The following is a 17,361-nucleotide window of genomic DNA, read 5'->3' as shown; positions in this document are numbered from 1 at the left end:
CAAAAGGACAGACATGTTGGGAGATGGACCATGACCGCGATCAAGGACGGCGATACCGTGCGCATCCACTACACCGGGACTTTGCTGGATGGCACCGTCTTTGACAGCTCGGACGGGCGCGACCCGCTGGAGTTTGTTGTTGGGTCCGGTCAGATCATTCCAGGGCTTGATGTGGCCCTGCCGGGCATGACTGAGGGTGAGAAGAAAAAGGTCAACATCCCGTGCGATCAAGCCTACGGACCGATCAATCCGGCGTTGCGGCAGGGCGTGCCGCGTGATGCGATCCCGGACGAAATCCCGCTTGAGATCGGTCTGCAGTTGCAGATGCAGACACCTCAGGGCCAACCGATGCCTGTAACCGTGGTCGAAGTTGGTGAGGAGGAGGTGACGCTAGATGCTAACCACCCGCTGGCAGGCAAAGACCTGACCTTCGATTTCGAAGTGGTGTCTGTAGACGCTGGATGACCTGTGTTGCCGCTGCGGTGCAACGCCGCCGCGCCAGTATCCTGTCAACCACCCGGGTTTAGACCGCGCAACGTGTTCGCAAGGGCGTCCGCCTGTTGTCGTGTATCATCGCTCGCCACTTCGGTTTGTGGCAATGTGCCTGCGCGGCGCACCGGCACTACGTCCCGCGGCATATGACGTACGTGAACCGGTTCTGGCGCTTCGAAATTTGCAGGTTGCGACCGCTTTGGGACATCGTGAGCCATTGCCACGACCTCTTCCACGATCCCGGGATTTAACCGCAGCGCCAGCAGAAGCCCTATTCCTGTCAGCGAAAACAACAACCGTCCCAACCCCTTGGATCGCCGGGTGCGTGCTGCCCTGCGCTCCAATATGCGCGCTTGACGCGCCGGGTTGTGACGATCCTTTGCCATGATGGACATCCTCGCAATTCAAATGGGCGATTTTGCGGCAAATTGTGGGGCAATTCCGTTAACTGAGACCTAATCGGCCCCAGATAATCTGCGTAAAACAATGGGTGGAACACGTTCAACTTGCTCGCCGCGCCCGGTCATTTGCACTAAGCACTCCAGTAGCCAAGGAGGCGCAATGAGTGATCAGTTTCAGATAGAGCGGGAAATCGCAAAGTGCCGTACTCAACGGTCCGGTCGAACCCTGCCAACGCTTCTGATCATCGGCGCGATGAAGTGCGGCACATCTACTCTGCACGCACATCTCGCTTCGCACCCGGATATTTTTGCACCGCAACAAAAAGAACTGCATTTCTTCAATCAGCACTTTCTCAATGGACTTCCCTGGTATGCTGATCAGTTCAGTGATGCGGGTGACAGGATGTGCTTTGAAACAACACCCGCCTATCTGTTCGAGCCGGATGTGAAGCACCGCGTAAAGGCCGCACTGCCAGAGGCAAAATTCATCGCTATCCTGCGCGACCCGGTGGAAAGATGTGTGTCACACTACCATCACATGTTGCGTACAGGGCGGGAGACAGAGAGCTTCGATGTTGCCTTGTCATTGGAAGAAGAACGCACGCGTGATGCCCACGCGCAGGTCAAAAACCGGGACTTGGTGCACAGCCCAGAACTGAATTGGTTCAGCTATGTGCGTCGCGGTCACTACATCGACCAGTTGGAAGCATGGAACGAAGTCTTTCACGCGGATCGATTTCTCGTGCTGGATTTCGTTGAACTGCGTGAAAACCCGCAATCAGTGATTGACGCCGTGACCGATTTTCTTGGCCTGCCAGACCTGCTGGTTGATCCCTCGCTGAAAGAGAACGCGCATCCAAGGGGAACCTTACAATCGGGACAAAAAACGCGCCTTCGCGAGTTTTACGCCCAGTCCGACGCGCGGCTTGAGCGGTTTCTGGGCCGCAAACTATCCTGGATGTAGCCGCAACCGTTCAAAGGTGATCCGGTTGAGGCATACCCAGTACGTGAAAGCCGCCGTCGACACGAATGATCTCGCCCGTTGTGCAGGCCCCGGCGTCAGAACACAAATACACAGCTGTGCCGCCCACCGCCTCGAGCGTGGCGTTCGAACGCATGGGTGCATTCTGATCCGTGTGCTTGTAGGTCTTGCGCGCGCCCGCAATGGCCGAGCCAGCCAATGTCTTCATCGGACCGGGCGAAATTGCATTCACGCGGATGCCCTCTGGGCCCAGATCGTTGGCCAGGTACCGCGTCGCAGATTCCAGTGCAGCTTTGGCCACACCCATCACGTTGTAGTTGGGTACAACCCGGTTCGATCCCTGGTAAGTCAAGGTCAGTAATGTGCCGCCGTTCTCCAGCATCATCGAATGTGCACGGCGTGCCACTTCGATGAAGGAATACGCCGAGATGTCCATCGAATGCTTGAAGTTGGCGCGGCTGGTGTTCAGGAACCGGCCAGTCAGTTCGGATTTGTTTGAGTAAGCGATTGCGTGAACAACAAAATCGATGGTCGGCCAGCGTGCTTCCAAGGCGTCGAACGCGGCGTCCAGCGACGCGTCATTCGTTACATCAACGTCAACCATGAAATCCGAGCCAACACTTGCTGCCAGCGGTTCAAGCCGTTTGCCAAATGCTTCACCTTGATAGCTGAACGCCAGTTCCGCGCCAGCCTCGTGCATTGCCTTGGCAATGCCCCAAGCAATGGACCGGTCGTTTGCTACGCCCATCACAAGGCCGCGTTTTCCCTCAAGCAATCCCGTCATAGTGAACTCTTACCCGTGAAACTTTGAAAGGATCATCGATCCGTTGGTGCCGCCGAAGCCAAAAGAGTTGGTCATCACGGAATCAAGGCCCGCATCTGGACGCATCTCAGTCGCGATCTCAGTTGCGTTTAGACCCGGGTCGAGCGTTTCGACATTGATGGAAGGCGTGATGAAATCATTGTCGAGCATCAGCAGGCTGAAGATGGCTTCGAGCGCTCCTGCTGCACCCTGTGCGTGACCGGTCATCGACTTTGTTGAGCTGACTGGGGGTGTGGTACCTTCGCCAAAGACGCGACGCACTGCTTCGATCTCTCCTACATCACCGACAGGGGTCGAGGTGCCGTGGGCGTTGATGTAGCTGACGGACCGGTCTTGCGGCAGTGTCTCTAATGCGGCGCGCATGGCCCGTTCGCCACCCTCGCCAGATGGGGCCACCATGTCATGGCCGTCGGACGTTGCCGCATATCCAGTGACTTCAGCATAGATTTTCGCATCCCGTGCGCGGGCGTGCTCCAACTCTTCCAGCACAACCATGCCGCCGCCGCCCGAGATGACAAACCCATCGCGATCGGCGTCAAAGGCACGGCTCGCCCGTGTGGGGGTGTCATTATATTTCGATGACATCGCGCCCATCGCATCGAACAGGCACGACAGAGTCCAATCAAGTTCCTCTGCGCCACCGGCAAACATCACATCCTGTTTGCCCAGCATGATTTGTTCAGCCGCATTGCCGATGCAGTGCAGTGATGTCGAACATGCGCTGGTGATGGAATAGTTGATGCCCTTGATCTTGAAACCCGTCGCCAGGTTCGCGCTGATCGTCGAGGACATGCACTTGGGTACGGCAAATGGACCAATGCGCTTGGTGGCGCCTGTCTTCAAAACCGTCTGATGCGCGGTCAGCATGGCGGACGTTGATGGACCACCGGACCCGGCAACCAAACCGGTGCGCGGGTTCACAATGTCGCTTTCTTCAAGCCCCGCATCGGCAATGGCTTGGGTCATCGCGATATGGGCATAGGCTGCGCCCGGACCCATGAACCGCAACGCGCGTTTGTCCACGTGCTCCTTGACATCGAGCTTCAGCGTTCCGGCGACCTGGCTGCGAAAGCCATGTTCGGCCATCTCTTCGCTGGCTTCGATTCCCGAGCGGCCCGCCTTGAGCGACGCCAGCACCTCATCGGTGTTGTTTCCGATGGATGAGACAATCCCAAGCCCCGTCACCACGACGCGTCGCATGCGCGTACTCCTTCGTTCTAGTCAGGGGGTATGTAGGACGCTGAGGCAGGTGGGTGCAACCGCCTTGCTTGGCAAGTCAATTGCCGCCCGTGTTCGGATCGCGTGAAAAAACGACTTGAGTGGCACCAAATCTGTGCAGTCGCGTGACTTCTTGAAAGCCAAGGCGTTGCAAAAGACGCCGGGCCGGTGCGTTGCGTTCCTGCGTTTCTGCCATAATGGATCGTAAGCCCTGATCGTTTTCGCAGTGGGTCAGCACGCGTTGACAGGCTTCAAATGCTAGCCCATGTCCCCAGTAACGGGGATCGAACTGGAAGGACAATTCTGGCGCCACCCCGTCATGGTGCGGGGTCACAAAGATCAATCCAATGGAGATGTTTCCACTAAATCTGGCAATCCAGACATGTCCGTCACGTTGCAATTCGAGATATTTGCCAACAATGCCGTCAAGCTGGTCTGCCGAGACAACACCTCCCAGATAGGCGCGGACACGCAGGTTCTGAACCAGTCGCTTCACAAACCCGCTGTCATCAACAGTCAGGGAATCAAGTGCCAGCCGCTCCGTCATCAGTTGGGTTGCTGGCATGATGCGATCAGCTTTCGCTCAGAACGACCCTCATGTCTTTGACATCATAGATCATTTCGCCGTCGGCCTCGACGATGCCATCTGCAACACCCATCGTCAGGCGACGGGTCTGGATCGCCTTTTTGAAGTCAATCTTGTAGGTCAGCATCTTGCGGTCCGGGCGGACCATGCCTGTCAGCCTGACCTCGCCCACACCCACGGCCATGCCGCGCCCCTGCCAGCCGCGCCAGCCCAGATTAAAGCCGGTCAGCTGCCACAGACCATCCAGACCCAGACAGCCGGGCATGATCGGGTTACCGGGAAAATGGCAGTCAAAAAACCACAGGTCGGGCGTGACATCGAATTCGGCAACGATATGCCCCTTGCCATTTGCGCCGCCATCAGAAGACACATCCGTAATCCGGTCCATCATCAGCATGGGGGGCGCGGGCAACTGCGCATTGCCGGGGCCAAACAGCTCTCCGCGTGCGCATTTCAACAAATCGTCCTTGTCGAAGCTGGTGGGGTAGTCTGCCATTCGGGCCTCTTTATTGTCTCGGGTCTGGTCCCGTTATGGGGTCCGGTTCGTCTAGCACCGGCTGGGCAAAGGGCGCAAGAGCGGCGACTTGTCTGGTTATTGGATGTGAGGCAGGGTTAAAAAAGAAAGACATTATCGATCTCGACCGCTATCCGCTTCATCGCCCGCTTGCACCCGAATGGGACGTGCTGGTCGCCCATGCGAAGGACGGACTGGCGCGCGAAGGTCTGTTCAACCTTCCTGGCTTCATGCAACCGGCGGCATTGGCCTCTGTCCTCGACCACGTGGACCCGCTGATGCGGGCCGAAAGCTTTCATCATAGTCGCTGGCACAACATTTATTTCAAGGATGCGGTCGACGGGCTTTCTGCTGACGACCCAGCCCTGACCAAGGTTGAGACAGCCAACCACACGCTGTGCCATGATCAGATGCGGGGCACGGCGCTCGATGACATCTACCAATGGCCCGCCTTCGCGGCCTTTCTGGCGGCGGTCATGGACAAACCGGAACTTTATACGATGGACGATGCGCTGGCGGGACTGAACGTGTTGGAGTACCGGCCGGGAGAGGCGTTGAACTGGCATTTCGACCGTTCGATCTTTACGACAACGCTCCTATTGCAGGAGGCGAGCCAGGGCGGACTCTTTGAATACGCAAAGGACTTGCGCAGCGACGACGACCCAAATCATGCGGGCATCGCCGACCTTCTGGCCGGTCACATCACACCAACCCAACTCACCCAGGACGCAGGCACGTTAAATGTGTTTCTGGGGGTCAACACGGCGCACCGCGTCTCGACCGTTGGCCCGGGGACGTCCCGGATTGTGGCGGTGCTCTCGCACTACGACACCCCGGGCAAATCCTTTTCCAAGCAGGAGCAGATGGGGTTTTTCGGGCGTGTGGCATAATGCCTCAAACCCTTTTGCGATTGAATTGCAGAACGATGGCCCTTTATAAGTAGGGCAAGGGTAAGAGGATCAAATGACCGAAACGCAGCATCAGGTAGGAAGCGAATGGCTTGCGGGGGCCGGGCTACGCCCGACACGGCAGCGCGTGACGCTTGCCGCGCTGTTGATCGGTGATGGCCAGCACCGCCACGTGACGGCGGAAAGCCTGTTTGAAGCGGCCAAAGACCAGGGCGAGGCCGTATCCTTAGCGACAGTCTACAACACATTGCGTGCGTTTTGTGATGCGGGACTAATGCAAGAGGTGACGGTCGACGGTTCAAAAAGCTACTTCGACACCAACACGCATGACCATCCCCATTTCTTCTGGGAAGATGATGCGAAACTGACCGATGCGCCATCGGATCAACTGGTGATCGCGCAGCTGCCCGATGCGCCTGAAGGGGCGGAAATCGCATCTGTGGACGTTGTGATCCGCTTGCGCCGCAAGGACTGATTTCCATACAGAGCCCGCGCGCGGCGCAAACTGGAACGCTCGAAAGCGTAGCGCTGCGATCAAATCATTTGTTTCTACGAGCGGTCCTTTGGTCTTCTGGCCAAAAGACTTGTCAGAAGCAAAGCGCCAAGAATGAACAGCGCTCCGACCATCCAGCCAATTGGTGTCGAATACCCTTCGGCAATTGCTCCGACGAGGATCAGACCAATGGTTGCCCCCAATTGTTGCACCAGTGATCGCAATGACAACATGGTGGACCGTTGATGGTTCTCTACCGTGGAATGCAGAATACTGCTGGCAGGTGTTTCACCGACGCCTAGGATCACGAAGTAGACGATCAGGGCGATGACAAAACCCAGTACAGAACCCTGGAGTGCCAATACAATCTGCAACACAGCAAGGCATCCTACAGCAGCCGTAAGTGTCATTGCATTCTCACGCCTGAATACTCGGTTGATATGCGGCGACAGTGACGCGCCAATGGCGATCGAGAAAAAACAGGCTGCGGTCAACAGGCCAATCACGGTGTTAGCGTAACCCTCTTGAAGCATTGGTTTGACGTGGGTGGGCCAAAGCACTTCGACCGGGTTCGTTGCCATAAGCAAAAGCGCCAAGGCTGCCAGAAGCAGTGAAAGGGTGGGGTGTCTCAGCGCGAGCAGACTGGCGTCGCGGACAACAACCGGTACGTTTGCAAACCCCTGAACCAGCGCCTTTGGATGCAGCGGCCGTGGCTCTTCTTCAATAGCAACGAGGGTGTAGATCAGAACTGCAGTCATCATCGCAAAGCTGGCTGCGTAGGCGACATCATAGGCGCTAAACCCATATTGGACCGCGATGGCACCGAAGGCGTCGGGTAACCAACCTCCGACGATCGCTCCGAATGCTAAACCCATGCCGTTGGCCCATTGCGCCTTTGCCAGGGCCGGTTGCACGTCCACGTTTTGCGCCTTGGCTTTGAAATGCTCAATAAACCACGCATCCAACGTGCCAGAGCGCAGCGCACGCCCGAAGCCAATAAAAGCAAAGGAAAGGGCCAGAACGTAAAAGTCGCTTGATGACAGGAACAGGGCCAGTGAAATCAGGCTAGCACCCACCGCCGCCAGAAAAACCGGCTTGCGCCCGATGTTGTCTGCCAACCCTCCAAAGGGCAATTCCATGGTCAGCGTCGTGACGGAATAGGCACCGAACAACAGCGAAATCTGGAACAGGTCCATTCCGCGGTCGACCAACGCCAATGCAACCACGGACACGGTCAGTCCCATCGCAAACCGGTCCAGGAACTGGTGAAGCTGGAACACCCGAATGTGCCGTTGCGCGGCGGGTGTGAGTTTGCGGAATGAAAACTCGATACCGGAATCCATAGGCGCACCTTCGATGGCAAAGGCCGCGGGCGCAAGAGTACCCGGGCCGCTTATGTCAAGCCGCGCATAGTAAGGCTTTGGATTTTTGGGATTGTAGCGACAGCACAGCCCACTCTGCGAAAGAGCAACGCCTAAAGTATCAGCTCCATTGGCAAGCAAATCCTATGAGCGCTCGCCGCACTGGCTCCCTGATCGCGGTATCTTACTAAATCGAAGGGTCGACCGCGCGTAACGTTTTGGCCGTTAGAACCATTGCCCCGGTTCCATCAATCCAAGGTCCAGCAACTGACGTGAATGCCATTCGAACGGGGCCGAGTTGTGCCATTTGAATGTCTCGATATCGTAGGTGCTGCCGGGGTTCAGCTTCAGTGCCTTTGCGGTTCGGAACGAACAGACCGCTGCGGTCAGGTTGTGGTGCCACTCGCAGGCATAGGTGTTGTATTCTTCGTTGTTAAACGTGTGATCGTTCCGCAGTTTCAGGCCAGGTTTGGCTTTGAACAGGGAAATTCGGTCGATCTTACGCCTTGCTTCGGGGACGTGCTCTTCGAATCTCCAACGCAAACCGCCGTAGAAGTTCAGTTGCCGTTCCTTCGGGTGCCCTTTTTCATCCGGGCGGGCGAGCGCATAGTATCCGGATCGATCCAGATAGGCACGATCCAGTGACACCGCATTAGGGCAAGACCAAAGATCATCTGCGTACAGATCCACCACATAGGTCAACATCGCATCGCGTCGTTCCTCGGTATGAAATGCCAGCATCTCCCCAACCGACCTGGTCTCGCAAAACGGGTGGAACAAGAATTCTGCATTGTAGCAGTAATACATCCATGTGCCTGCTGAGACTGCACCAATCACTCCGTTCACCGCCGTCTCAAGCGCGTTAGGTGCCGACGTGTCAAAATCGACGCGTATCAGGGTTTCGGAAAGGTCGCGGGCCAGTTTGAACCGCTTCGGCATGAACGCGATGACCTGATTGAAACCGGCTTGCTGATGGTGCCGCAGGGTCGTGTCCACTTCGACATCGTCCTCAATCAAAACAACGGCAACGGGTCCCTTTTTCGGAACAGCGTCCTTGTCACGAATGAAGCTGTTTAGACTGTCGAATTGCATTCTGTGCCCCGTTTAGCGTCTTTTGGCGCGGTTGAGGTCAAATTTCGGTTAATCCGCGCCGCATTGCAAGATGTCAGGCAGGCTGGTACAGCCCGCATTCCATCCGCATGATCCGGGATCAAAGCCCATGACGACGCCGAAAAAGCTCTTTATCAAGACCTATGGCTGCCAGATGAATGTATATGACAGCGAAAGGATGGCCGAGGCGCTGGGCGGGCAGGGTTACGTCGAGACGCAGACACCCAATGACGCGGACATGATTCTGCTGAACACCTGCCACATCCGTGAGAAGGCAGCGGAAAAGGTCTACTCCGAGCTGGGCAGGTTCAAGGGTTTGAAGGCTGAGAAACCGGACCTCAAGATCGGCGTGGCTGGCTGTGTTGCACAGGCGGAAGGCCAAGAGATAATGCGGCGTCAGCCCTTGGTGGATCTGGTTGTGGGCCCTCAAAGCTATCACCGTCTGCCCGAGATGGAAGCAAAGACTCAAGCCGGGGAAAAAGCGCTCGATACGGACTTCCCAGAAGAGGACAAGTTCGAGAAGCTGAAGAACCGCCCAAAGGCTCAACGAGGTCCGACTGCGTTCCTGACCGTGCAGGAAGGGTGCGACAAGTTCTGCGCCTTCTGCGTGGTGCCTTATACGCGCGGAGCCGAGTTGAGCCGCCCAGTGGATCGCATTCTGACCGAGGCGCGCGATCTCGTCGAACGGGGTGTGCGTGAGATCACTTTGCTTGGTCAGAACGTGAACGCGTATCACGGGGCTGGTCCAGATGGGTCCGATTTCACACTGGCCAAGCTGATCTGGGATCTGGATAAGGTGGATGGGCTTGAGCGCATCCGCTTTACGACTAGCCACCCCAACGACATGACAGACGACCTGATCGAGGCACACGGCACCTGCGCGAAACTGATGCCGTACCTTCATCTGCCTGTGCAGTCGGGAAGCGACCGCATCCTGAAGCGCATGAACCGCAGCCACACCGCCGAAAGCTACCTGCGGCTGATCGAACGTATCCGCGAAGCGCGGCCTGACATTTTGATGTCGGGTGATTTTATTGTCGGCTTTCCCGAAGAAACCGAGGCTGATTTTCAGGCGACGCTCGATCTGGTGGAAGAGGTCAACTATGGCTACGCCTACAGTTTCAAATACTCGACCCGCCCGGGTACGCCCGCTGCTGAACGACCGCAGGTAGAGCCCGCGGAAGCTGACGACCGGCTGCAAAGGTTACAGGCCCTGATCACGCGCCAGCAGCGATCGATACAGGAGGGTATGGTGGGTAGAACTGTGAGCGTACTGTTTGAAAAGCCTGGTCGTCTACCTGGGCAGATGGGCGGCAAAAGCGAGTATCTGCACGCTGTCCATGTCGAAAATGCCGAAAGGAAAGCGGGCGACATTTCGCCTGTGAGAATCGTTGAGGCCGGAGCAAATTCTCTGGCGGGCGTGATCGACTGATCCGGGTCACTGCTGGAAATTTGTGCACAAATTGCTCGGTTCAATTGTAACTCAGCGCATTTTGGACACAATATGTGGTGAAAAGCGGGTTCACAGAGTGTTAATAATTGCCTACGCTTTCGCTCAGAGTAGCGGGGGTCAGCTTGTTCCAACATGGTGTGGCCCTTGCGGGGGATCAAAAAAGGGACAGGGCTGTGGCGAAACTATTTTCGATGACAGTTGATAAGCTTTTGGCCACTGCGGCTGCCACCGCCGTGGCGCTGACTTCGCTGATGGTGTCCGATGTGTCCGCGCAGGCTTTTGGCCAGACGCGGTCACAGGAAGGGCGTGACAAAGGTCAGTACATTCCGGGCATTTGGGTCGATCCAGATGGCTGCGAGCACTGGGTCATGGATGACGGGGCCGAGGGCTATATGACGCCCCACGTCAACCGTAAGGGCATACCAGTCTGTCGCCGAGGCAACCTATGCGGGGTGATGAATACTGATCAATTCTTCAAGACCGATAGCTTCCGCATCCACAAGGCGGGTCGCGAACGCTTGGCGCAGTTTTTTCAAAGCTCGACCGCCACTAGCTTCATCATAACAGGACACACCGATAGCCGCGCCAGCGACGCATACAACCTGCGTCTTTCGCTGAACCGGGCCAATGCGGTCGCCGCTGTTGCGCAGCAATCCGGAGCACGGATTGCAGATGTGCGTGGCTACGGCGAACGACTGCCAGCGCAGCCGAACAATACGGCAAAGGGCATGGCGGCAAATCGTCGTGTCGAAATTATCTGCATTCAGTGAGGGGCGCATCATGACAAAACTGAAATTCGTCCCACTTGCAGTAGCAGGTCTTTTTCTCGGGGCCTGCGCTGATGGCTTTGGCGATGGTCTGCCTGCAGACAAGACCATAGACCGCGGTACCGACAGAAAGAACCTGAGCCAACTTCAAGCCGGCATCTGGGTAGATCCAAACGGGTGCGATCACTGGATCATCGATGACGGCGTCGAAGGATACCTGTCTGCCCGTCTCGACAAATACGGAAAACCTGTCTGCTCTGGAATTGCGTCGCCAACCCAAACCGTCGGTGACTTCAAGGGTGGATCACGGATCAACGATCCCAATTGATCGAAAGCGAAACACATTTCGAGGCCGGAGCGCGCTTAGCGTTCCGGCCTTTTTTGTTTCAAATGCGTGAAAAGGGCCAACATCCCGTTGCACCCCCAAGCTGAACTTGCAACGCTAGGCGAAACACAGACTCAAGGAGTGACATTTGACCCTAGACCACCCAACCCAGGAAATGGTCCTGGAATTTCCCGACAACCGTTTGCTGATTGACCTGTGCGGTCCTTATGACAGCCATTTGACGGCCATCGAGACCGCCCTTGAGGTGCAGATCGTGAGACGGGGAAACGTGTTGGCTGTGCTGGGAGAAGAGGGCGCTCAGAAGCGTGCCGCAGATGTTTTGAATGCGCTTTATCTGAGGCTGGAGACTGGCAAGGATGTTGAACCTGCCGATGTGGATCGTGAGTTGCGCATGGGGCAGTCCGAAGAAGGCACAGGTTCCCGTCAAGGCGATCAATTGGAAATGCCAGTCGGTAGCCGAATAGAGATAAAGACGCGAAAGAAGCTGGTCGAACCGCGCACGGATGCGCAAAAGGCCTATGTTCAGGCGCTGTTCGAGAATGAAATGGCTTTTGGCATTGGTCCCGCTGGCACTGGCAAGACGTATCTGGCGGTCGCGGTCGGCGTGTCGATGTTCATATCGGGTCATGTGGACCGGATCATCCTTTGCCGCCCAGCGGTTGAAGCGGGTGAGCGTTTGGGCTTCCTGCCCGGCACACAGGAAGAAAAAGTCGATCCGTACATGCAGCCGCTCTATGACGCTTTGAACGACTTTCTGCCGGGCAAACAGCTTGCCAAGCTGAAAGAGGAAAAGACGATCGAGATCGCGCCGCTTGCATTCATGCGGGGCCGGACCTTGTCGCGCGCTTTTGTTGTGCTTGATGAGGCACAGAATGCCACAACCATGCAGATGAAAATGTTCCTGACGCGTTTGGGCGAAGGGTCACGTATGGTAATAACGGGCGACCGCACACAAATCGACTTGCCGCGCGGCGTTGCCTCCGGCTTGGCTGATGCCGAAAGGTTGCTCAAAACCATTCCGAATATCAGCTTTAACTATTTCACGTCCAAGGATGTGGTACGCCATCCGCTTGTAGCCGCTATCATTGAAGCGTACGAGGCCGATACCGAAGCGTCCTGATACGCTTTTTTCTTGCTGAACAAACCTCGGCCTGGCCGGGGCTGGCCCCAGGTGATGACAGTTGCCACATCATATCGACATCCTGATTGAAGATAGCCGCTGGCAGGATGTCGATCTCGAGGCGTTGGCTGACACTGCGATTGTCGAAACCTTGTCAGCTCTGGGTCTAGCGCGGGCTGAACTATCGGTACTCGCCTGTGATGATGTGCGCATTTCTGCCTTGAACGCTGATTTTCGGGACAAGGCGAGGCCGACCAATGTTCTGAGCTGGCCGGAAGAGGATTTGTCGCCTGATGTGGATGGCGATGCGCCCACTCCGCCTCAACCCGACCCGAGCGGTTCAATCAGCCTTGGCGATATCGCCATCGCCTATGACACGTGTGCCCGTGAGGCCGCTGAGCAGAACAAGCCTTTTGCCGCTCATGTGACCCATTTGCTTGTTCACGGAGTGTTACACTTGTTGGGTTATGACCATATCCGTGACCATGATGCCACGCGCATGGAAGCACTTGAGGTCGAAATACTTGGCAAACTGGGGGTGGCTGACCCATATTAGGTCGCATTCAGGGCCAAGTGGCCCAAACGAACTGGATAGGAGCCAATGGGCGACATCGACGGATCGTCTGACGCGGCGCAACGCGCGCAGTCAGATACTGACATGACCGAACCTTCCCATAGTGGTGGATTTCTGGCGCGCGTCATTGGTGCGCTCAGCCCATCGGACAGCGCCCCAAATGTGTCCGAGGTCCCAAGCCCCCGACCACAGTCTCATGGCATGATCAACCTGCGCCGTTTGCGGGTCGAGGATGTTGCCGTGCCCAAGGCTGACATTACGGCAGTGCAGGATACCGTCTCGTTGGACGAGTTGGTGCAGGTGTTCAAAGATAGCGGGTATACCCGATTGCCGGTGTTCGAGGGGACGCTGGACACTCCCATCGGTTTTGCCCACCTCAAGGACGTGGCGCTGCAACATGGCTTCAACGGCGGTGGGGCCAACTACGATCTGCGCGCCCGCTTGCGCCCGCTTTTGTTTGTTCCCCCTTCGATGACCATCGGTGTTCTGCTGACAAAGATGCAGACTGAACGGCGGCACATGGCGCTTGTCATTGATGAATATGGCGGTGTTGACGGATTGGTCACGATTGAAGACCTGATCGAGCAGGTGGTTGGCGAAATCGAGGATGAACATGACGTTGATGAAGGCGCCTTGTTCACACGGGAAAAGTCCGGATGCTACCTTGCGCTGGCCAAGACACCACTGAAGGAGTTCGAGGCTGAGATTGGAGTATCTCTGACGACACATGACGATGTGGATGAGGAAGATATTGATACGCTTGGCGGTTTGGTCTTCATGCTGGCGGGACGTGTGCCTGCGCGTGGAGAGGTGGTGCTGCACCCTGACGGGCCACAGTTTGAAGTGATCGATGCCGATCCGCGCCGTATCAAACGGATGCGGGTTCGACTTAAGGGCCTGGAGCCTGCCGAATGAACCGATCCCGCGTCCATGTATCGGCATGGCCGATCTGGGCGCAGGTTCTGTTGGCCCTTGTGGCGGGCGGATTCGGGGCCTTGTCCCACGCGCCAGTCGATTTCGCTCCTGCGATAACTGTTCCGGTTATGGCCATGTTTCTGCTGCTGCAGGTGGCGCGCAATGCGCGGCATGCGGCCCTTTTCGGCCTAGCTGTGGGTGTTGGTTACTTTGCTGTAACGCTGAACTGGATTACCGAACCGTTTCAAGTTGATGCAGCTAACACCGGTTGGATGGCGCCTTTTGCCCTTGTTCTGTTGTCGATCCTGCTTGGGTTGTTCTGGTCTGCGGCGCTTGCGCTGGCGAAGTGGTGCGGTGGACAATTTTGGATTCTGGTGTTCGGTTGGACCGGGGCGGAAATCCTGCGGGCCTATCTATTTACTGGTTTTCCTTGGGCCACTCCTCCGCAGGCCCTTGTGGGCAGCCTCGCTGGACAGGCTCTCGCATTTGGTGGCCCGCATGGAACGATGCTTGCGTTGCTCGCGGTGATGGCATTGATATGCGCTGTTCGACGGATCTGGGTACAAGCGGTTCTGTTGCTAGCTGTTTTGGTACCAGTCCTTTTGTCACCCGGTGGAAACCAGAGCCCACTGACCGAGCATACGGTTCGTTTGGTTCAACCCAATGCGCCACAGGACGAGAAATGGGATCCGACGCGCATCCCTGTCTTCATCAACCGCCAAATCGACTATACCGCTGCAGGGCCTGTTCCCGATCTTATTGTCTGGCCCGAGACGGCGCTTCCCTACCTTGTCGAAAATGCGCAACCTGCCTTTGACGTTATCGCCGATGCAGCGCGGGGCGCACCAGTTGTTCTAGGCATTCAACGCCGCAACGAGGATACCTATTTCAACAGTCTTGTGATTCTGGATGCGGCAGCACAGGTCACACAGATCTATGACAAGCACCATCTTGTTCCCTTTGGAGAATACATGCCTTTGCCCGGGCTGTTTCGAAGCTTAGGTATTCGTGCGCTGGCCGAACGAGCGGACAGCGGATACGGGCGCGGGCCGGGGCCCCAGATAATCGACATGGGCCCTCTCGGATCGGCCTTGCCGCTTATCTGTTATGAGGCGGTTTTTGCACATGATGTTGGTGGAACGTCCGAACGCCCGACATTTCTGATGCAACTGACCAATGATGCCTGGTTTGGAACGCGGTCCGGGCCGCAGCAGCATCTGGCGCAAGCACAGATGCGCGCTATCGAGCAGGGGCTGCCGCTGATCCGGGCGGCCAATACCGGCATCTCTGCGGTGATCGATCCGAAGGGGCGTATCGCCGCTTCATTGGCTCTCAACGAAGCGGGTTATCTTGATGCCAAACTGCCGATGCCGGCCCCGCCTACACTTTATAGCAAGACCGGTGATTTACCTTGGGTTTTGTTGGTCTTGGTTGGTTTGATTGTAGCCGTATTGCATCGCGCTCTTACCCGGCGCACACCCCCCATTGACGCGCCTGTGCTTCGAGCGTAAGTGCGTCTGAACCCGTCACAACGGCTTCCTGACGTGACGCGGATTAACCTAATGGAGCGCTTATGTCCCGTCAGAATTATATTTTCACCTCGGAGTCCGTTTCCGAGGGCCACCCAGATAAGGTCTGCGACCGTATTTCAGATGCAGTGCTGGATGCATTTCTTTCAGAAGAACCCGAAGCCCGTGTCGCTTGCGAAACATTCGCCACAACCAATCGCGTCGTCATAGGCGGTGAGGTCGGGCTGAGCGACCAGGATAAACTTCATGATTACATGGGCAAGATCAATGAGATTGCCCGGGCCTGCATCAAGGACATTGGTTACGAGCAGGACAAGTTTCACCACGCCACTTGTGAGGTCACGAACCTGCTGCACGAACAATCTGCGCACATCGCGCAAGGTGTAGACGCAGCAGCGGACAAGGACGAAGGCGCAGGCGATCAGGGGATCATGTTCGGCTATGCCACGAATGAAACACCTGATCTGATGCCTGCACCGATCCAGTATGCGCATGCGATCCTGCGCAGATTGGCAGAGGTCCGCAAAAACGGTACGGAGCCCGCGTTGGGGCCGGATGCCAAGTCGCAGCTGTCCGTGATCTACCGCGATGGCAAGCCGGTTGGGATCAGCTCACTGGTTTTGTCGACACAGCACTTGGACGAAAACCTGAGTAGTGAAGACATCCGCGCCATCGTTGCCCCCTACATTGAAGAGGTGTTGCCAGAAGGCTGGTTGACGGATGAAACCGAATGGCACGTGAATCCGACTGGCAAGTTTGTCATTGGTGGTCCCGACGGTGACGCCGGTTTGACGGGCCGCAAAATCATCGTGGATACATATGGTGGGGCTGCTCCGCATGGTGGCGGCGCATTTTCCGGCAAGGATCCGACCAAGGTGGACCGCTCGGCTGCATATGCCGCTCGCTATCTGGCTAAAAACGTGGTCGCATCGGGACTGGCTGACAAATGCACCATTCAGCTGAGCTACGCCATCGGTGTGTCGAAGCCCCTGTCGATCTATTGCGACACGTTCGGCACCGGTGAGGTTGAAGATGCCGCAATCGAGGCTGCCGTGGCGCAGGCCATGGATCTGACACCGCGTGGTATTCGCGAACATCTGTCTCTGAACAAGCCCATCTACCAGCGCACCGCAGCGTACGGTCATTTTGGCCGTGCACCTGATGCGGATGGTGGCTTTAGCTGGGAGAGAACCGACCTGGCCAACGCCCTCAAGGCGGCTGTCTAAGGCATTGCAGGCGCAGCTTTTGGCTGCATCTGTTTCAATCCATCACCAAACGGTGCTTGGTATTTGAGAACGGGCTGACCTAACTTTTACCTGTTCGCAGATAAAAGGCATTGGCTTATGGGACTTTTTCGCACGACTTGCATGGCTGCTATCCTAGGGGGAATGGCAATCTTCGGCGCGGCGCACGCACAAACGACACCGCAGACCGGATCCGAAGCCGAAGTGCTTCCGGAGGCTGATGCACTTCCCAGCGCACCGGTGGAACCACCCATGACGATGCTGCGCATGGCCGAGATCATTCGTGCGATTGATCCGGAAGCGCAGCCTGCTGGCAACGCAATTCAGTTCACCATCGACGACATACCAGTCATTGTGATTGCGGACCCGACAGCCGACCGAATGCGTGCCATGGTGCCAATTCGGTCTGCTGAGGGGCTGAGTGCGGAAGAGTTAATGCGTCTGATGCAAGCCAATTTCGATAGTGCGCTTGATGCGCGCTATGCCGTTGCGCAGGGGCGGCTTTGGGGCGTGTTCATCCATCCG

General features: G+C 56.7%; 19 protein-coding genes, 1 pseudogene and 1 riboswitch. Of the genes and pseudogenes, 13 read left to right on the top strand and 7 right to left on the bottom strand.

The features are described from left to right. Positions 1-30: 30 nt before the first annotated feature. Entirely contained in the window at positions 31-465 is a 435-nt protein-coding gene (locus AC6RA8_RS03740) for an FKBP-type peptidyl-prolyl cis-trans isomerase (RefSeq protein WP_500350785.1), read from the top strand. Between the two features lie 44 nt (positions 466-509). Here AC6RA8_RS03740 and AC6RA8_RS03735 read toward each other — a convergent pair whose 3' ends face one another. Beyond that, entirely contained in the window at positions 510-878 is a 369-nt protein-coding gene (locus AC6RA8_RS03735) for a hypothetical protein (RefSeq protein WP_500350784.1), read from the bottom strand. A 175-nt stretch (positions 879-1,053) separates the two neighbouring features. Between AC6RA8_RS03735 and AC6RA8_RS03730 the strand changes: the two genes are divergently transcribed. Beyond that, entirely contained in the window at positions 1,054-1,857 is an 804-nt protein-coding gene (locus AC6RA8_RS03730; RefSeq protein ID WP_500350783.1) for a sulfotransferase family protein, read from the top strand. Positions 1,858-1,867: 10 nt separating this feature from the next. Here AC6RA8_RS03730 and AC6RA8_RS03725 read toward each other — a convergent pair whose 3' ends face one another. The 4 genes from AC6RA8_RS03725 to fabA form a co-directional block, all read right to left on the bottom strand. Beyond that, a complete protein-coding gene (locus tag AC6RA8_RS03725) occupies positions 1,868-2,659 on the bottom strand; it encodes an enoyl-ACP reductase FabI (protein ID WP_500350782.1) in 792 nt (263 codons plus the stop codon). A 9-nt stretch (positions 2,660-2,668) separates the two neighbouring features. Beyond that, positions 2,669-3,898 carry a beta-ketoacyl-ACP synthase I gene (gene fabB, locus AC6RA8_RS03720; protein ID WP_500350781.1) on the bottom strand — a complete coding sequence of 410 codons (1,230 nt, stop codon included), beginning with the start codon at positions 3,896-3,898 and terminating at the stop codon, positions 2,669-2,671. Positions 3,899-3,974: 76 nt separating this feature from the next. After that, positions 3,975-4,481 (bottom strand): GNAT family N-acetyltransferase, encoded by a 507-nt coding sequence (locus AC6RA8_RS03715; RefSeq protein WP_500350780.1) that lies wholly within the window; start codon positions 4,479-4,481, stop codon positions 3,975-3,977. A 7-nt stretch (positions 4,482-4,488) separates the two neighbouring features. Then, a complete protein-coding gene (gene fabA / locus AC6RA8_RS03710; RefSeq protein WP_500350779.1) occupies positions 4,489-4,998 on the bottom strand; it encodes a bifunctional 3-hydroxydecanoyl-ACP dehydratase/trans-2-decenoyl-ACP isomerase in 510 nt (169 codons plus the stop codon). A 185-nt stretch (positions 4,999-5,183) separates the two neighbouring features. Between fabA and AC6RA8_RS03705 the strand changes: the two genes are divergently transcribed. Further along, positions 5,184-5,906 (top strand): 2OG-Fe(II) oxygenase, encoded by a 723-nt coding sequence (locus tag AC6RA8_RS03705; RefSeq protein WP_500350778.1) that lies wholly within the window; start codon positions 5,184-5,186, stop codon positions 5,904-5,906. 73 nt (positions 5,907-5,979) lie between these two features. After that, complete coding sequence (irrA, locus tag AC6RA8_RS03700; protein WP_500350777.1) at positions 5,980-6,399, top strand: iron response transcriptional regulator IrrA; 420 nt, start codon at positions 5,980-5,982, stop codon at positions 6,397-6,399. A gap of 74 nt (positions 6,400-6,473) precedes the next feature. On the opposite strand, the gene AC6RA8_RS03695 is transcribed toward irrA, so the two are convergent. Together AC6RA8_RS03695 and AC6RA8_RS03690 are read right to left on the bottom strand one after the other, a co-directional pair. Further along, positions 6,474-7,760: an MFS transporter gene (locus AC6RA8_RS03695; RefSeq protein ID WP_500350776.1), complete on the bottom strand. Its 1,287-nt coding sequence runs from the start codon at positions 7,758-7,760 to the stop codon at positions 6,474-6,476. 243 nt (positions 7,761-8,003) lie between these two features. Then, positions 8,004-8,870, bottom strand: coding sequence for a hypothetical protein (locus tag AC6RA8_RS03690; protein WP_500350775.1), 867 nt, complete (start codon positions 8,868-8,870; stop codon positions 8,004-8,006). Positions 8,871-8,997: 127 nt separating this feature from the next. On the opposite strand from AC6RA8_RS03690, the gene miaB reads away from it, so the two are divergent. The 9 genes and pseudogenes from miaB to AC6RA8_RS03645 all read left to right on the top strand — a co-directional run. Next, positions 8,998-10,320, top strand: coding sequence for a tRNA (N6-isopentenyl adenosine(37)-C2)-methylthiotransferase MiaB (gene miaB / locus AC6RA8_RS03685; protein WP_500350774.1), 1,323 nt, complete (start codon positions 8,998-9,000; stop codon positions 10,318-10,320). A 212-nt stretch (positions 10,321-10,532) separates the two neighbouring features. Next, positions 10,533-11,111, top strand: coding sequence for an OmpA family protein (locus AC6RA8_RS03680; RefSeq protein WP_500350773.1), 579 nt, complete (start codon positions 10,533-10,535; stop codon positions 11,109-11,111). A 10-nt stretch (positions 11,112-11,121) separates the two neighbouring features. Beyond that, positions 11,122-11,436 carry a hypothetical protein gene (locus AC6RA8_RS03675; RefSeq protein ID WP_500350772.1) on the top strand — a complete coding sequence of 105 codons (315 nt, stop codon included), beginning with the start codon at positions 11,122-11,124 and terminating at the stop codon, positions 11,434-11,436. 172 nt (positions 11,437-11,608) lie between these two features. Next, positions 11,609-12,574: a PhoH family protein gene (locus AC6RA8_RS03670; protein ID WP_500350835.1), complete on the top strand. Its 966-nt coding sequence runs from the start codon at positions 11,609-11,611 to the stop codon at positions 12,572-12,574. Positions 12,575-12,635: 61 nt separating this feature from the next. Continuing rightward, on the top strand, positions 12,636-13,130 hold the full coding sequence (gene ybeY / locus AC6RA8_RS03665) for an rRNA maturation RNase YbeY (protein ID WP_500350771.1): 495 nt from the start codon (positions 12,636-12,638) through the stop codon (positions 13,128-13,130). Between the two features lie 45 nt (positions 13,131-13,175). Then, the gene (locus tag AC6RA8_RS03660) at positions 13,176-14,063 is read left to right on the top strand and encodes a hemolysin family protein (protein WP_500350770.1); all 888 of its coding nucleotides are present in this window, start codon (positions 13,176-13,178) and stop codon (positions 14,061-14,063) included. After that, positions 14,060-15,574, top strand: a complete 1,515-nt coding sequence (gene lnt / locus AC6RA8_RS03655; protein WP_500350769.1) for an apolipoprotein N-acyltransferase — start codon at positions 14,060-14,062, stop codon at positions 15,572-15,574. The genes AC6RA8_RS03660 and lnt overlap by 4 nt, the downstream gene beginning before the upstream one ends. A 9-nt stretch (positions 15,575-15,583) precedes the next feature. Further along, a riboswitch (SAM-SAH riboswitch) is annotated at positions 15,584-15,633 on the top strand. 3 nt (positions 15,634-15,636) lie between these two features. Further along, positions 15,637-16,818, top strand: coding sequence for a methionine adenosyltransferase (metK, locus tag AC6RA8_RS03650; RefSeq protein ID WP_500350768.1), 1,182 nt, complete (start codon positions 15,637-15,639; stop codon positions 16,816-16,818). Between the two features lie 162 nt (positions 16,819-16,980). Further along, positions 16,981-17,361 (top strand): annotated as a pseudogene (locus AC6RA8_RS03645) (hypothetical protein); the annotation flags it as partial.

The sequence above is a fragment of the Tateyamaria sp. genome (assembly GCF_059783535.1).
The sequence above is the reverse complement of the archived record's forward strand: the minus strand, read 5'-3'. Positions and strand labels throughout refer to the sequence as shown.